This window comes from Brevibacterium otitidis (genome assembly GCF_042429315.1).
GTDB classification, from domain to species: domain Bacteria; phylum Actinomycetota; class Actinomycetes; order Actinomycetales; family Brevibacteriaceae; genus Brevibacterium; species Brevibacterium otitidis.
In genome coordinates this window covers 1-15,706 of sequence record NZ_JBHMAU010000015.1, presented here as the reverse complement: position 1 = coordinate 15,706, position 15,706 = coordinate 1, and the positions used below count along the sequence as shown (strand labels likewise).

12 protein-coding genes and 1 riboswitch are annotated in these 15,706 nt (G+C 64.8%); of the genes, 4 read left to right on the top strand and 8 right to left on the bottom strand.

The genetic code is table 11. From position 1 onward, the window contains the following. Window positions 1–128: 128 nt before the first annotated feature. The 4 genes from thiD to ACFFN1_RS01270 all read right to left on the bottom strand — a co-directional run bounded on the left by thiD (window position 129) and on the right by ACFFN1_RS01270 (window position 5,470). Window positions 129–1,037, bottom strand: coding sequence for a bifunctional hydroxymethylpyrimidine kinase/phosphomethylpyrimidine kinase (gene thiD / locus ACFFN1_RS01285; RefSeq protein WP_376837862.1), 909 nt, complete (start codon window positions 1,035–1,037; stop codon window positions 129–131). Between the two features lie 3 nt (window positions 1,038–1,040). Further along, window positions 1,041–1,802 (bottom strand): thiamine phosphate synthase, encoded by a 762-nt coding sequence (thiE, locus tag ACFFN1_RS01280; protein ID WP_376837860.1) that lies wholly within the window; start codon window positions 1,800–1,802, stop codon window positions 1,041–1,043. Continuing rightward, window positions 1,799–2,662, bottom strand: coding sequence for a hydroxyethylthiazole kinase (gene thiM / locus ACFFN1_RS01275; protein ID WP_376837858.1), 864 nt, complete (start codon window positions 2,660–2,662; stop codon window positions 1,799–1,801). The genes thiE and thiM overlap by 4 nt, the downstream gene beginning before the upstream one ends. Then, window positions 2,650–2,746, bottom strand: a riboswitch (TPP riboswitch). It overlaps the preceding gene by 13 nt. A gap of 123 nt (window positions 2,747–2,869) precedes the next feature. After that, a complete protein-coding gene (locus tag ACFFN1_RS01270) occupies window positions 2,870–5,470 on the bottom strand; it encodes a family 16 glycosylhydrolase (RefSeq protein ID WP_376837856.1) in 2,601 nt (866 codons plus the stop codon). Between the two features lie 228 nt (window positions 5,471–5,698). Between ACFFN1_RS01270 and ACFFN1_RS01265 the strand changes: the two genes are divergently transcribed. The 4 genes from ACFFN1_RS01265 (at window position 5,699) to ACFFN1_RS01250 (ending at window position 9,294) form a co-directional block, all read left to right on the top strand. Continuing rightward, window positions 5,699–6,553 (top strand): acyl-CoA thioesterase, encoded by an 855-nt coding sequence (locus tag ACFFN1_RS01265; RefSeq protein ID WP_376837854.1) that lies wholly within the window; start codon window positions 5,699–5,701, stop codon window positions 6,551–6,553. An 83-nt stretch (window positions 6,554–6,636) separates the two neighbouring features. Beyond that, window positions 6,637–7,572, top strand: a complete 936-nt coding sequence (locus ACFFN1_RS01260) for a metal ABC transporter substrate-binding protein (RefSeq protein ID WP_376837852.1) — start codon at window positions 6,637–6,639, stop codon at window positions 7,570–7,572. Then, the gene (locus ACFFN1_RS01255; RefSeq protein WP_376837849.1) at window positions 7,565–8,428 is read left to right on the top strand and encodes a metal ABC transporter ATP-binding protein; all 864 of its coding nucleotides are present in this window, start codon (window positions 7,565–7,567) and stop codon (window positions 8,426–8,428) included. Before ACFFN1_RS01260 ends, ACFFN1_RS01255 begins: the two co-directional genes overlap by 8 nt. Next, window positions 8,425–9,294: a metal ABC transporter permease gene (locus ACFFN1_RS01250; protein ID WP_376837847.1), complete on the top strand. Its 870-nt coding sequence runs from the start codon at window positions 8,425–8,427 to the stop codon at window positions 9,292–9,294. Before ACFFN1_RS01255 ends, ACFFN1_RS01250 begins: the two co-directional genes overlap by 4 nt. Window positions 9,295–9,332: 38 nt before the next feature. Here ACFFN1_RS01250 and ACFFN1_RS01245 read toward each other — a convergent pair whose 3' ends face one another. The 4 genes from ACFFN1_RS01245 to ACFFN1_RS01230 form a co-directional block, all read right to left on the bottom strand. Continuing rightward, a complete protein-coding gene (locus ACFFN1_RS01245; protein WP_376837844.1) occupies window positions 9,333–10,028 on the bottom strand; it encodes a metal-dependent transcriptional regulator in 696 nt (231 codons plus the stop codon). Then, a complete protein-coding gene (gene guaB / locus ACFFN1_RS01240; protein ID WP_376837842.1) occupies window positions 10,025–11,548 on the bottom strand; it encodes an IMP dehydrogenase in 1,524 nt (507 codons plus the stop codon). The genes ACFFN1_RS01245 and guaB overlap by 4 nt, the downstream gene beginning before the upstream one ends. Window positions 11,549–11,891: 343 nt before the next feature. Beyond that, window positions 11,892–14,987 carry a type I restriction endonuclease subunit R gene (locus tag ACFFN1_RS01235; RefSeq protein WP_376837864.1) on the bottom strand — a complete coding sequence of 1,032 codons (3,096 nt, stop codon included), beginning with the start codon at window positions 14,985–14,987 and terminating at the stop codon, window positions 11,892–11,894. After that, a complete protein-coding gene (locus tag ACFFN1_RS01230; RefSeq protein WP_376837840.1) occupies window positions 14,987–15,589 on the bottom strand; it encodes a restriction endonuclease subunit S in 603 nt (200 codons plus the stop codon). Before ACFFN1_RS01230 ends, ACFFN1_RS01235 begins: the two co-directional genes overlap by 1 nt. Window positions 15,590–15,706: the final 117 nt, after the last annotated feature.

The window sequence follows — 15,706 nt, the reverse complement described above, 5'->3', positions numbered from 1 at the left end:
GCGGCAACACCCCCCGGATCATCGATGACAGGGCAAGACAGCCATACCAGGGCCAGCGACCAGATCCTCTGGTGAGGACCTACCAATAAATGTAACGGGTGGGGTCGGGAATGGTCCGGGTCTCGGGTTCAGCGCTCGACGTGCAGGTCGACGAGGTGGTCGACCGGGCCGTGGGCGCCTTCCGGTTCGCGGCTGAGCTGCCAGTCGGCGGCTGAGGCGAGCGCGCGGGCGAGGTAGTCGAGGGAGCGTTCGACCGCTGCGGTCACCATCGCGGCGCGTGCCGCACCCGAGATGTCGGTCGCCGCACCCGAGGTGCCGGTCGCCTCGGCGTGGAGGGCGTGGGCCATCTCCGCGGTGATCGCTGCCGAGAGCGTGCAGCCGGTGCCGTGTGTATTGGGGGTGCGGATGCGCGGATGGGAGAATTCCGCGTTCGTCCCATCGGCCACGGCGAGGACGTCGATGACCTCGTCATCAGCGCCGTGGCCGCCCTTGAGCAGCACGGCCCGGGCGCCGCGCTCGAGGAGCCGGCCGGCCTGGTCGCGCATCTGCTCGATGCTTTCGGCTTCGGGCTCGGATTCACCGAGCAGCAGTGCCGCTTCGGGCAGATTCGGGGTGATGAGGTCCGCGCGCGGCATGAGCTGGCTGCGCACAGAATCGACCGCATCGTCGTTGAGCAGCCGGTGCCCGGAGGCCGCGACCATGACGGGGTCGACGACGAGATAGCCGAGGTCGCGCTCATCGACGGCGCGGCAGACGAGTTCGACGAGGCTGCGAGTGGAGAGCATGCCGGTCTTCGTCGCATCGACGGGCAGATCGTCGAGCACGCTGGCGAGCTGAGCGGTGACGAAGGCGTCGTCGATGCCGTAGACCTCGCTGACCCCGTGGGTGTTCTGTGCGACGAGAGCGGTGATGGCGGTGGTGCCGTAGACGCCGCGGGCGCAGAAAGCCTTGAGGTCGGCGTGGATGCCGGCCCCACCAGATGGGTCGGTGCCAGCGATCGACAGGGCGATCGGCGGGCGCGATGCAGGAGCGGTCATCGTTCAGTGTCCTCCGTCTGCGGTGTGTGAGCCGGTGTCCTTCTCGGTCTCAGCCCGACCCTCGGCGTCGGGCAGCCGACCGGTGAGGAACACGGCCTTGATCGCAGCAGCGGCCGCGCGCGGGTCGGCGGCCTTGCAGATGGCGGAGACGACGCAGATGCCGGCGACGCCGGTGCCGTGCATCTTGGCAGCACCGGCCAGGTCGATGCCGCCGATGCCGAACACCGGCAGGCCGGCCTCACCGACGAGTGCGCCGATCTTCTCGGGCCCGAGGACGTCGCGGGCGTTCTTCTTCGTCGTCGTCGGGAATGCCAGGCCGACGCCGAGGAGGTCGACGGCGCCGGCCTCGCGGGCGGCGACGAACTCGTCAGGCGTGGTGGCCGAGAGCCCGAGCAGGGCCTCCTGGCCGATGCGCTGGCGGGCTTCGGCGATCGAGGTGTCGTCCTGGCCGATGTGCAGATGCACGAGGTGGCCTTCACGGTTCAGCTTCTCGACGACAGCGACGCGGTCGTTGACGAACACCGGCACGGTGTTCTCCAGCTGCTCCCGCGCCAGGGTCGCATCAAGGGTGCGCAGCACCTCGCAGGTCAGGTCGTACATCTCCGCGTCGGTGATGTCCTTGTCCCGGATCTGGACCATCCCTGCCCCGCCGGCGACCGCCTCGGCGACGGTGTCGGCCACCGAGCGGCCGACCGCGGCGCACTGGGCGGAGTCAGTGATGAAGTACAGGGCGGTGTCGATGCCGGCGAGGCGATCGTGGCTCATGCGGCGACCTCCACGGTGTCGTAGCTGACGCCGACGGCGGCGATGTCAGCGGCGGTGACGGAATGCAGGGCGTCGAGGAACTCGACGGCGAAGCTGCCAGGCCCGCGGCTCGTGCCGGCCGCGCGGGTGCCGGCGGCCGCATAGTGGGCGTGGGCGGCGACGACAGCGGCGAACGGGTCGGCCGGCAGGGCGCCGAGGTAGGCGGCGACGACACCGCCGAGCGAGCAGCCGGTGCCGACGACGAGCGGCATGTAGTCCGAACCGCCGGAAACCCGGGCGATGCGCACCTGCTCGCCGGCGTGGACGATCGCGTCGACCTCTCCGGAGACGGCGACGACGGAGCCGAGGGCGTGGGAGAGCTGGATCGCAGCCTCGAGGACAGCTTCGACCTCGTCGGTGGAGTCGACGCCGCGGGCGCCGGCGCCGGTGCCTGCTAAGGCTGCGATCTCGGAGGCGTTGCCGCGGATGGCGGTCGGCTGCCAGGTCAGGGCCTGCTTGATGCGGGTGGTGCGGTAGTCGATGACGCCGTAGGAGACGGGGTCGAGGACCCACGGCGTGCCGGTCTCACGGGCGGCGGTGATGGCGGCGTCGGCGGCGAGGAAGTTGTGTGAGCTGGCGGTGCCGAAGTTGATGAGCAGGCCGTCGGAGATGCGGGCGAACTGGGCGGCGTCGGCCTCATGGTTGATCATCGCCGGTGAGGCGCCGATCGCCAGCAGAGCATTGGCGCTCAGCGTCTGCACGACAGTGTTCGTGATGCACTGGACGAGCGGATTCGACTCCCGCACCGCGGTGGCAGCCGCTGCGAGATCGGGTATCGAGGCCCCCGTCTGTGCGGGGGCAGATGGGTGCTGCTGTGTCATGACAATCCCTTCGCCAGCATGATCCAGATCAGGTTCGATGGGTATGTTCTCAGCCCGGCCTGCCGGGCACCCCATGTCTGTCCGCCACTCTAACAGTCCTGGCTGATGACGCCAGTTTGCGCTGGAATGTGACGGTGCAGCAGTGGACCGCGACGGCCGCCTCGGGCACGGGGTGTGCTGGAGGCGGCCGGGAGGCGCGGGAGGTGATCAGAAGCGTTTGACGGTGATGCCCCTGCCGGACTTCCATGTCACGCGTCCGTGCTGGAAGTTCTGGTAGACGCTGCCGTCCTTGTTGCGGATCTCCCCGCTGGTCGGGTAGCCGAGCCAGCCGTTCTCCCACTTCTGGGAGGCCCAGTACTTCTGGATCGCGCCCTTCGTCGGGTGCGCTCCGGACTTGCGCGACCAGTGGATCTGGCCGTGTTCGAATACCTGGTAGGCACCGCCGTCGCGGCGCAAGCGCCGCTCATCGCTGCGCGGCAGGCCGAGCCAGCCATCCGCACCCTTGAGGTTGTGATAGGTCGACCTGATGGTCCCCTTCACGCCATGCGCACCGGTCTTGGCAGACCAGTAGACGGTGCCGCCCTGGAAGTTCTGGCGGACGCTGCCATCCTTATTGCGGATCTCACCGCCGATCGGATATCCGAGCCAGCCGTTCTCCCACTTCTGCGAGGCCCAGTACTTCTGGATCGCCCCCTTCGTCGGGTGGGCCCCTGTTGCCCGCGACCAGTGGATCTGGCCGCCTTCGAAGGTCTGTGAGGCACCACCGTGGGCGAGTTTTCGTTCCTCGCCGCGTGGGAGGCCGAGCCAGCCGTCCGCACCCTTCTCACGGTCGTAGGTCGACTTGATGCCGCCCTTGACGCCATGCGCTCCCGTTGTGCGCGACCAGTAGACGACCCCCTTCTCGAACTTCTGCATCCGCGCACCGTCGGGCCCGGCGTCTTCCTCGCCGGATAGAGGGGCTCCGAGCCACTTGTTGTTCTTCCAGTAGCTGCCGATCGCGCCACCGGGGTAGATGTCGTCAAGCTGCTTCATGCGGAAGTAGTCGACACGATCGACGCGAGCCGGGAACGGCTTCGAGTCGTCGACCGGGCGCACCCACGTGTAGTCATCGGGGAAGACGACCGAGTCGATGATCGCCTTGAACGGATAGTCCATGAGCGCACGGCGGAAGTCGTCGTCACTCAGGCCGACGGTCTCCCCTCGAGTCTCTGGAGTCTGGCCACGGCTGGAGGGCACGAGTTGATCGTTGAAGTAGTACCGGACCGCGTCGCCGTCCCAGGTCATGCGGTAGGTGTTCCACACTCCGGCGATCTGGCCGTCGAGCTGGTGGGCGTCGCGTTTGGTTCCGGCGCCGCGGCCGTTGGTGTTGACGCACGTGACGTGCGTCGTGTTCGTCGTATGGGCGTGCTGACTCAGCACTTCCATCGTGTCGATCTCGCCGAGGTCGGATTTCTGCACCTCGGGGCTGGTGCAGTAGGGCTGGTTGTTGAGCAGCCAGCCGGCAAAGTGCATTCCATCGATCTTGCCGTCCGACATTCGCGCTCTGATCTCCATCTCAAACGGAGCATTGTAAATGTAATCAGTTTCGATCCGACCAGAGGTGTACATCGTCTTCTTGCCCGCAGGACAAACTGCACCGTCCGGGCTCTCGGTCTCAGCTGAGGGTTTCTGGTCTTTGTCGAGGCAATGGCGGGCAGTGCGGATCTCGAGACTGCCGTCCTTGACTGAGACGCTGTCGCGTGTGTAGATCGTGTTGACCTTCTCCGGCAGATCCTTCTTGTAACTGGTGTCGAGGACCTTCCAGCCTTCATTCGGCAGAGTCGCGGAATCGTCGAACTCGTCGCCGGATGCAAGCGAAGAGTCCGGTCGCTTCTGAAGCGTATGAGTCCACTCGGTATCACCGTCGAGTTCATCCTTCGGATTCGCCGGCTTCGCCGTCACCTTGATCGGAACGCCGGTGCGAATGCCGTCATCCTTCGTGTACAGGCCGGGCTTGGCATACGGCAGCCCGTCCTTGGTCACGTTCGTGCCGTCGACGTCGATGTAGTAGCGGATGCCGCGGTCGGAGGGGATGTAGACGGTGCTGTCCCAGTCGTTGAAGGTCGGGCCCTTCGGCGTGAGCTTCGGGCGATCCGGCAGCGTCGTCTTCCATTCCGTCTGCCCGTCGAGGACGTCCTTCGGGTTCACCGGCTTCGCGGTCACCGTGATCGGAACCCCCGTGCGGATGCCGTCATCCTTCGTGTAAGTACCGGGCTTTGCGTACGGCAACCCGTCCTTCGTCACATTCGTCCCATCGACATCGATGTAATAGCGAATGCCGTAATCCGAGGGAATGTAGACAGTCTGGTTGTTGTCGTCGAACGTCGGCCCCTTCGGCGTCAGTGTCGGACGGTCAGGAAGCGTCGTCTCCCATTCGGTCTGCCCGTCGAGCTCATCCTTCGGGTTCACCGGCTTCGCGGTCACCGTGATCGGAACCCCCGTGCGGATGCCGTCATCCTTCGTGTAAGTACCGGGCTTTGCGTACGGCAACCCGTCCTTCGTCACATTCGTCCCATCGACATCGATGTAATAGCGAATGCCGTAATCCGAGGGAATGTAGACAGTCCGGTTGTTGTCGTCGAACGTCGGCCCCTTCGGCGTCAGTGTCGCTTGCGCACCAGCCCCTAAGCCGTCGGAGGTCGGATCCCCGGACTCCTGCGACCACGCCGGTGGTGCCGTTCCGACTGAACTGGCGAAGACGAGGACGATGGTGAAGAGAAGCGCGAGAGCTGTTCTTGCACGATGGGCTGAGGGACGGATGACTGTCATTGAGGACCACTCCCGGCTCTTTGGATCGTTCGACCCGAGGATAAGCACTCACTTTCGAGCACTCAGGAAACGCTCATAATACACGGTCAAGGAGGCTTTCCTAGGCTTGAGCGCTGCAACAACTGCGGATTTCCGACCCGAGCGGGGTGGGTGACCAGGCTGCTGACAGCGTCATCGCTAGGATCGAAGGGTACGGCCTCATCTCCCTGACCGAATCGGAGGAATCACGTGAGCGATGTGCTCTTCGCACCCAGCGAAACCGGTGAGGGCTCATTCGTCGAGCTCATGCAGCTGGAGAAGATCGACAAGAACATCTACCGCGCCGGCTACGTCTTCGATGAGCCCTACGCCCTCTACGGCGGGCAGGTCGCAGCGCAGTCCGTGCACGCCGCGGCCCTGACCGTCGATGAGGAGCGCAAACCGCACTCCCTGCACGGGTACTTCCTGCGCCCAGGCAACGCCGCCCGGCCGACGGTCTTCCAGGTCTTCCGCGACCGCGACGGCGGCTCCTACTCCGCCCGCCGCGTGGTGGCCACCCAGGACGGCGACGTCATCTTCAATATGGCCATCAACTTCACCCGCGGCAATGACAGCCCCGACCTGCAGGGCGAGACCGCAGCAGCCCAGGAGGAGATCCGGTTCGGCGACCCCTCGCCGATGCCGCGGATGTTCTCCTTCGAAGCCCGCAGCACCGACCAGCCCTTCGAGACCACCGACTATCCGGTGCGATTCTGGGCCCGCTGCACAGAAGACCTCGGTGACTCGGAACTGCTGCACATCTGCGCGCTGACGTACCTGTCGGACATCTCCTCGGGACTCGGCGCGTTCAACACCGAGGAGTTCAAGTCCGGCTCCAGTCTTGACCATTCGCTGTGGTTCCACCGGCCGGTGAATATGAACGAGTGGGTGCTGTGCGACTATGCGCCGCGCTCCGCCGCCTACGGCCGCGGCCTCTACACCGGCGACATCACCTCCGCCGACGGCGTGCTCATCGCCTCGGTCGCGCAGGAGGCGCTGTTCCGCCGGCTCAACCCCGAACAGCTCAAGACCTACCGCGGGATCGGCCGGCCGAAGAAGGACTGAGCGCACCGGCGGCCCGCACAGCACATCAGAAAGTACGCATAGACGAACTTTGATAATCCGTGCGGCGGAACTATGGTGTTGCCATGCAGTGCCGCCCTCTCTCTGCGCTCCTCGCCGGCCTGGCGACGACCGCCGTACTCGCGCTGTCGGCCTGCGGGGCGACCCCCACCTCGGGCGGGGATGAGGGCGATGACCGGCCGCTGGTGCTCACCACCTTCACCGTGCTCAAGGACATCGCTGCCCAGGTCGCCGGCGAGCATCTGCGGGTTGAGTCGATCACCCGGGAGGGCGCGGAGATCCACGGCTATGAACCGGCTCCCAGCGATATCCGGATCGCCGAGGAGGCCGAGCTCGTGCTCGTCAACGGCCTGGGTCTGGAGGCCTGGTTCGAGCAGTTCATCGAGGTCGCCGGCACCGACCATGTGGTGCTGAGCGCGGGCATCGACACGATCGACATCACCGAGGATGCCGATGCCGGCATGCCCAATCCGCATGCGTGGATGAGCCCGAGCAATGCGGAGATCTATGTGCAGAACACCGCCGCAGCGCTCTCCGAGCTCGACCCGGAGCATGCCGCGGACTATGAGGCCAATGCCCGGGCCTACACCGAGGAGCTGCTGGAGGTCGGCACCACGCTGACCGACACGCTGGAGTCCCTGCCGGCTGAGCAGCGCGCGCTCGTCACCTGTGAGGGCGCGTTCTCGTACCTGGCCCGGGATGCGGGCTTGGAGGAGAAGTACATCTGGCCGGTCAACGCTGAGCACGAGGCCACCCCGCAGCAGGTCGCCTCGACGATCGAGTTCGTCCGCGACACGCAGGTGCCGGCGGTGTTCTGCGAGTCGACGGTCAACGACACCGCGATGCAGCAGGTGGTCGAGGCCACCGGGGCGGACTTCGGCGGCACCCTCTACGTCGACTCACTCACCACCGCCGACGGCCCTGCGCCGAGTTACCTCGATCTCATCCGCTACGATGCCGAGACCATCGCCGCGGCGCTGACCGGAGGCGAGGATGAGTGACCGCCTGAGGCCCGCCTCGGCAGCAGGCAGCACCCCGGCGGGCAGCACCCCACCGGCCCTGGAGGTGCGCGATGTGACGGTGCGCTACGGCCCCACGCTCGCCCTCGACGGCGCCAGCGCGGTCATCGGGCGCGGGCGGATCTGCGGGCTCGTCGGCATGAACGGGGCCGGGAAGTCGACACTGTTCAAGACGATCGTCGGCAGCCTCCGACCGCAGTCGGGCAGCGTGCAGATCAGCGGACTGCCGCCGGCCAAGGCCCGGCGATCCGGTCTCATCGGCTATGTGCCCCAGACCGAGCTCGTCGACTGGGACTTCCCCATCACCGTGCGCGAGGTGGTGGGCACCGGCCGCTACGGGCGCACCGGCCTCACCCGCCGGCTCTCGCGCGCCGACCGGCAGGCGGTGGACGCCGCACTGGCTCGCGTCGAGCTGAGCGAACTGGCCGGCCGGCAGATCGGCCAGCTCTCCGGCGGACAGCGCAAACGCGCCTTCGTCGCCCGCGGCCTGGCGCAGGGCGCCTCCGTGCTGCTGCTCGATGAGCCCTTCGCCGGAGTCGACAAGCGCTCCGAGCAGATGATCTCGAGCGTGCTGCGCGAGGCCGCTGATGCCGGGACGACGATTGTCGTATCCACCCACGACCTCCATGCGCTGCCGGATCTGGCCGATGAGGCGATCCTGCTCATGCGCCGGGTGCTGCTGCACGACTCCCCCGCCGAGGTGCTGCGCCCGCAGAACCTCGCCCTCGCCTTCGGCCTCGACCCGCTCGGCCGCCCCACCAACACCCGCACCCAGCCCAAAGACGACGCCGAGCAGGCAGGCGAGTCCCACCTCGGGAACGGAGGCGAGGAGGCATGAGCGTGCTGCAGCTGCTGACCGAACCGCTGAGCTATGAGTTCATGACCCGCGCCCTCATCGCAGCGGTCATGGTCTCGATCGTGTGCGCGCTGCTGTCGTGCTGGCTCGTGCTCATCGGCTGGTCGCTCATGGGCGATGCGGTCTCCCATGCGGTGCTGCCCGGGGTGGTGCTGGCCTATATCTTCGATCTGCCCTTCGCGATCGGGGCGCTCGTGTTCGGCTTCCTCGCCGTCATCCTCATCGGGGCGGTGCGCGACACCTCCCGGGTCAAGGAGGATGCCGCGATCGGCATCGTCTTCACCACGCTGTTCGCACTCGGCATCGTGCTCGTGTCCGTCACGCCTTCGGATACGGACCTAGGCCACATCATCTTCGGCAACATCCTCGGCGTCTCCCGGCAGGAGCTCGCCCAGATCCTCATCCTCACGCTCGCGGTCCTCATCGTCGTCGCCCTCAAGCGCCGCGACTTCACGCTCTGCGCCTTCGATCCCACGCACGCCCATGCGATCGGCATCAATCCGCGTCTCGCTAGTGCGCTGCTGCTCGGGCTGCTGGCCGTCACCGCGGTGGCGACGCTGCAGATCGTCGGCGTCGTCCTCGTCGTCGCGATGCTCATCATCCCCGGCGCCTCCGCCCATCTGCTCACCGACCGGATGAGCGTCATGCTGCTGCTGGCCCCGGCGATCTCTGTGGGCTGTTCGCTTGTGGGCCTGTACGTCAGCTACTACGCCGACACCTCCTCCGGCGGCATGATCGTGCTGGCGCAGGGGCTCGTCTTCACCCTCATCTACCTCTTCAGCCCCCGCCAGGGCATCATCGCCCGCACGGTCCGGCGGCGGCTGCGGCAGTCAGCCCACGCTGGGTGAGGCGCCGCATCCTCGGCTGATCCGGCCGGCTGCGCAGCTCAGCGGCTGGAGACCCACATCGCTGCGGCGGCTTCTGCGCCGAGCGTCAGCTCCGCTTCACCCTCGCGTTCGAGCACCAGCGTGCCGGAGTACGGTGCCCCGGCGCTGAGGGTGAAGTCGGTGCCGACTTCGATGCCCTTGCCGGCCAGGAACTGCAGCAGCTCCGAATCGGCATCCGAGATCCGCTCCAGCCGGTAGCTCGCTCCCGGCTCGCAATCGCTGAGCTGCCGCGCCCGAGGTGTCACGACCCGGCCGTCGGCGGCCGGGATCGGATCGCCGTGCGGGTCGCGGTCTGGGTTGCCCAGATGGGCGGCGATCCGGTCGACGAGCTCGTCGGAGACGGCGTGTTCGAGCACCTCGGCTTCGTCGTGGACTTCGTCCCAGCCGTAGCCGAGCACCTGGACGAGGAAGGTCTCGATGAGGCGGTGGCGGCGCACCATCTGCAGGGCATGCGCCTGCCCCTCATCGGTCAGCGACACAGCGCCGTAGCGGGTGTGGGCGACGAGCCCCTGCCTGCTCAGCCGCTTGATCGCATCGGACACCGTCGACATCCGCAGCCCGGCCCGCTCGGCGATGAGGCTGGGCTGCACCGGCTCACGCTCAGGATCCCATTCCTGGATGCTCCAGATGATCTTGAGGTAGTTCTGGGCACTGGCCGTGAGCGCAGAGACCGAGGCTGCGGGCTCCACCGTCACTTCACCGTGTAGTTCGGTGCCTCGACAGTCATCTGGATGTCGTGCGGGTGGCTCTCCTTGAGTCCGGCTGCGGTGAGACGGACGAACTGTCCCTTCTCCTTGAGCTCAGGGATCGTACGCGCGCCGACGTAGAACATCGTCTGCCGCAGTCCGCCGGTGAGCTGGTAGGCGACCTGCTTGAGTTCGCCGCGGTAGGCGACCCGGCCCTCGACACCCTCGGGGATGAGGTCGGTGTCGGTGGAGACATCGGCCTGGAAATAGCGGTCCTTGGAGTACGAGGCGCCCTTGCGCGGGGCCATCGCACCGAGCGATCCCATCCCGCGGTAGGCCTTGTACTGCTTGCCGTTGACGAAGATGAGCTCACCGGGGCTCTCATTGCAGCCGGCCAGCAGGGAGCCGACCATGACGGAGTCGGCACCGGCGACAAGGGCCTTGCCGATATCGCCTGAGTACTGCAGTCCGCCATCGCCGATGACCGGCACGCCGACCTCGCGGGCGGCCTGGTGGGCCAGGTGGATGGCGGTCACCTGCGGCACGCCGACGCCAGCGACGACCCGGGTGGTGCAGATCGAACCAGGGCCCACACCCACCTTGATGGCGTCAGCGCCGGCGTCGATGAGTGCCTGGGCGCCCATCCGGGTGGCGACATTGCCGCCGATGATCTGGACGCTGTCGAACTTCGGGTCCTTCTTCAGGGTGCGGATCATCTCGGTGACACCGCGGGCGTGGCCGTTGGCGGTGTCGACGACGAGCACATCGACGCCGGCCTCGGCGAGCAGCCCGGCGCGGTCGTAGGCATCGCCGTAGAAGCCGACGGCTGCGCCGACGCGCAGCCGACCTTCATCGTCCTTCGTCGCCAGCGGGTACTCTTCGCTCTTGACGAAGTCCTTGACGGTGATGAGGCCGCGGATGACGTTGTTGTCATCGACCAGCGGCAGCTTCTCGATCTTGTTCTCGGCCAGCAGTTCGAAGGCCTTCTCAGCGGACACGCCGACCGGGGCGGTGACGAGCGGTGAGCGGGTCATGACCTCGCCGACGGTGGTGGTGGCGAAGTCCTTGCGGGAGACGAAGCGCAGGTCGCGGTTGGTGATGATGCCCACGAGCACATTGTTCTCGTCGACGACCGGCAGGCCGGAGATCCGGTACTGCCCGCACAGCTCGTCGAGCTCGGCGAGGCTGCGGTCGGCGGTGATCGTCAGCGGGTTGTTGATCATGCCCGATTCGCTGCGCTTGACGTAGTCGGCTTGCTCGGCCTGGTCTTCTTTGCTCAGGTTGCGGTGCAGGATGCCGATGCCGCCGATGCGGGCCATGGCGATCGCCATGCGGGATTCGGTGACGGTGTCCATCGCTGCCGACAGCAGCGGGATGTTGATGTCGATCTCGCGGGTCAGGCGGGTGGCTGTCGAAGCCTCGGACGGGATAACATCGGTGTCCCCGGGCAGCAGCAGCACATCATCGTAGGTCAGTCCGGTCAGCGAGAAGGGATCCTCTGCTGCTTTGAAGTGCTGCTCGATGTTCACCTGTGTCTACCTCCCGGGGCGGAATACGGCGTGGGGTCGCTGGCTCAATCGTAGTCCCACTACCACAGAGGCACCACACCCACGGTGAGGCCCGCCTGCGGATCCGGCTNACCGACCGAACCAGCGCAAGGGTAACTAAACCTGTGCAACTCAGGTGAGTCTGCCCACGCCTCGCGCCTGTCTTGGGCGCAGCCAGAACCGCCCCTTCATGAAGCGCGCAGCCGAAGGGGTCAAGCCCTGGATTTGGCAGAGGGTTCCGTTCTTGGCTCTCGAGGCTGCGCCCGCCCAGCCGCCGAATCGGCCCGTGAGGGCGAACGGCGGGTGAACAGCTGTCGCGGTCCCCTTACTCCTGAGCGCTGGTGCTGAGTCCGAAGAACCGTTCGAAGTACCGCGTCAGCGCCGCGATAACACCTGCTTTCCTCTCACCGTGGCCGCCGGTCGGTGCGAAGCGGGACACCGGCGGCATGATCGTCGTGATCGCGGTGCCGGTCGTGCGGAGCTCTCCGTCTCGGAAGGCCGATTCGATGAAGGCGCGGGTCTCTTCTGGCCGCAGCCTCTGTTCGGCGATGATCGCTTCGAGTTCCGCTTCTCGTCTGGCCTCGACGAAGTCTCTCCACTGTTCGTCGACGGCTCCGTCGACGGAGACTGAGTCCACGAAGTCCTCGACCAGATCGCGTTTGCTGCGCAGCGTTGGGCTCGCTTTGACCGCGTGCGTGATCTGCGCGCGGATCTCCTTATCATCGCCGTCGCCGCGTTCGGCTCGCAGCTTCTCGACGAGCATGAGGATGTAGTCGACGTTGATCTCGACCTGCTTGATCAGCTCGATTTCGAAGACGACGTCGTCGTTGATCTGTTCCTTCTCCGCCTCACTGTCGCTGCGGAACTCCGCGTACAGGTCGAGGTACACGCTTCGGTAGTCCTGCGCCTGACGTTCGGTCAGCGGATCGTGACCGCGGAATTCGTCGAACGAGGTGAGGATGTTCTGCAGGCGGAGAATCGCGCCGAAGAGGGCGATGAAGTCCTTCTGCGCCTGCTCACCGACGACCTGCTGATCGACCGGGTACTCCTGCAGCAGCTGTTCGACCTTGGCGGTGTACTCGTCGTAGTACTCCCCGTACGGCTTCATGAGAACGACTCCGCGGGCGTCCTTGTTTCCGAACAGTTCCAGGGCTGCGTTCGTCTCGTCCTCGAGGTTTCGGAAGGCGACGATGTTGCCGTACGTCTTGACCGAGTTGAGGATCCGGTTCGTGCGCGAGTACGCCTGGATGAGCCCGTGCATGCGCAGGTTTTTGTCGACGAACAGTGTGTTGAGCGTCGTGGCGTCGAACCCGGTCAGGAACATATTGACGACGATGACGAGGTCGATCTCGCGGTTCTTCAACCGCTGAGACAGGTCCTTGTAGTAGTTCTGGAATCTGTCGGCGCTCGTGTCGTAGCTGGTGCCGAACATGTCGTTGTAGTCCTGGATGGCGTCTTCCAGAAAGTCTCGTGCATCGGTCGTCAGTTCGTCAGTGTCGAACGCCTCGTCGTCGAGGATGCCGTCGTCGCCGGGGTCGTTTGCGCCATAGGAATAGATGATGCCGATCTTGAGGCGCCTATCGGGCGGCAGCTGCTCCTGCTGGAGTTGGAAGTGGTTGTAGTACCTGCGCGCGGCGTCGATGGACGCCGTGGAGAATAGTGCGTTGAAGCCGCGCACGCGCTTCTTTTCTCGCAGCGCTTCGGCCCGCTTGCGGGTTCTCACGGATTCGGCGACGTTCGTGACGACGGAGTGCTCGTATGAGGAGGCGCGCTTGGTCTTCTGGTCGAAGTGCTCCAGCGTGTACTGCACGATCTCGCGGATGCGTTCCGGTGCGAGGAGCGCCGTCTCTGTATCGATCGCGGACACCTGTTTGTCTTCGACTGCACCGACTTTGACGGTGTTGATGTAGTCGATCCGGAAGGGCAGCACGTTCTTGTCGGTGATCGCGTCGACGATCGTGTACGTGTGGAGCTTCTCTCCGAATGCCTGCTCGGTGGTCTTCAGACGAGGATTGCCGCCGCTGCCGGCGTTGGCCGCGAAGATCGGTGTTCCCGTGAACCCGAAGAGATTGTAGCGCTTGAACGCACGCGTGATTGCGGCGTGCATGTCGCCGAATTGGGAGCGGTGGCATTCGTCGAAGATGAGGACGATGTGACCGGAGTAGATCTGGTGGCCCTTGTTCGCGCGGATGAAATTCGAGAGCTTCTGGATCGTCGTGATGATGATCCGCGCATTCGGATCCTCTAGCTGCTTCTTCAGCACCGCTGTCGAGGTATTCGAGTTCGCGGCGCCCTTCTCGAACCGGTCGTACTCGCGCATGGTCTGGTAATCCAGGTCCTTGCGATCGACGACGAAGAGCACCTTGTCGACACTCGGCATGCTGGACGCTAGCTGCGCGGTCTTGAACGATGTGAGCGTCTTGCCGGATCCCGTCGTGTGCCAGACGTAACCCCCGGCGTCGATCGTGCCCAGTCGCTTGTAATTCGTGGCGACGCTGATGCGCTGGAGAATCCGTTCCGTCGCAACGATCTGATAGGGCCGCATCACCAAGAGGTCTCTGTCAGCCGTCAGAACGCAGAACCGCGTCAGCACATTGAGCAGCGAGTGCTTCGCGAAGAATGTCTTGACGAATGCGGTCAGTTCTCGGATCGGCTTGTTGTTGGCGTCCGCCCACCATGAGGTGAATTCGAAGCTGTTGCTCGTCTTGCGCTTACTCTCCGACTTACCTTCGTCGATATGCCTGTTGCGCGTCGTGTTCGAGTAGTACTTGGTGAGCGTGCCGTTGCTGATCACGAACAGCTGGACGTATTCGAAGAGGCCCGATCCTGCCCAGAAGCTGTCTCGCTGATACCGGTTGATCTGGTTGAACGCCTCACGGATGTCGACACCGCGGCGTTTCAGCTCGATATGGACCATCGGCAGACCGTTGACCAGTACGGTCACGTCGTATCGGTTGGCGTACTTCGCTCCGCCCTCGCCACGGCCGCGTTCATACTGGTTGATGACCTGCAGACGGTTGTTGTGAATGTTCGTCTTGTCCAGCAGAGTGATGTTCTTCGTCGAACCGTCGTCGCGCTTGAGGATCTGCACGTGGTCCTCTTGGATCCGCGCGGTCTTCTCGACGATCCCGTCGTTCTTTCCGGCGATCTTCTTCGTGAAGAACGACTCCCACTCCGAGTCGGTGAACGTGATGTTGTTGAGCAGCTCCAGCTGTGAGCGGAGGTTGGCGACCAGCTGCGACTCGCTCGTCACCGGCACATACTCGTACGCCTGGGACTCGAGCAGGCGGATCATCTCTCGCTCAAGATCGGCCTCCGACTGATAGGCGGTCTCCTGCTGCGCATCCTGGACGTACTCAGAGACAACCGTACTCTCTGCCGAGACGGCGATCGGGTCGTACTTGCTCGCTGGGTTGACGATCACACTGTCACTTCCTGAAAGGTCAGCAGCTTGTCACGATAGTACTCATACTGCTTGCGGCGAGCGGCAAGCTCAGCGGGGAGTCCGAAGCGCAGATCGTTGACGAGTTCCTCGAACTCATCGAGGATGCCTGCGATTCGCAGTTGCTCCTCGAGCTCAACAATAGGCACTTGCACCTTTTCCAGCTGCTGCTTTGAGATGTTGAACCGAGTAACACCGTTAGCAGTCTTGATAATCTGTTTACGCATCACACTCGAGCGGAAAAGATGCTTGGCGAAATCTGGATTCAGAAGCTGAGGTCCAACCTGTCGGAAGCCTATGCAGAAACTGTTGAGATACATCGGCTCTGCGAGGTGAGAAGTCACGACGGAGCTCATCCCCACCTCATCGCGCGACTCCGAGGAGCCAGTAAAGACCACGTCACCGTATGCGAGCGCCCGCTGCCGCTCCCCTTCGCGAATCCAGACAGAGTCGCCAACTTCAGTGTCAAGAGAAATATTGCTGAACACGTTTCTATATGATGCGAATCGCGCATTTCCGCCAGTAAAGTCGGCCTTTGATTTGCCAGTGAGCCCCCCGAACAGTGAACCAAACTCACCCATCGGAACCCACCGGAGCCCGTTACATTTATTGGTAGGTCCTCACCAGAGGATCTGGTCGCTGGCCCTGGTATGGCTGTCTTGCCCTGTCATCGATGATCCGGGGGGTGTTGCCGCCAG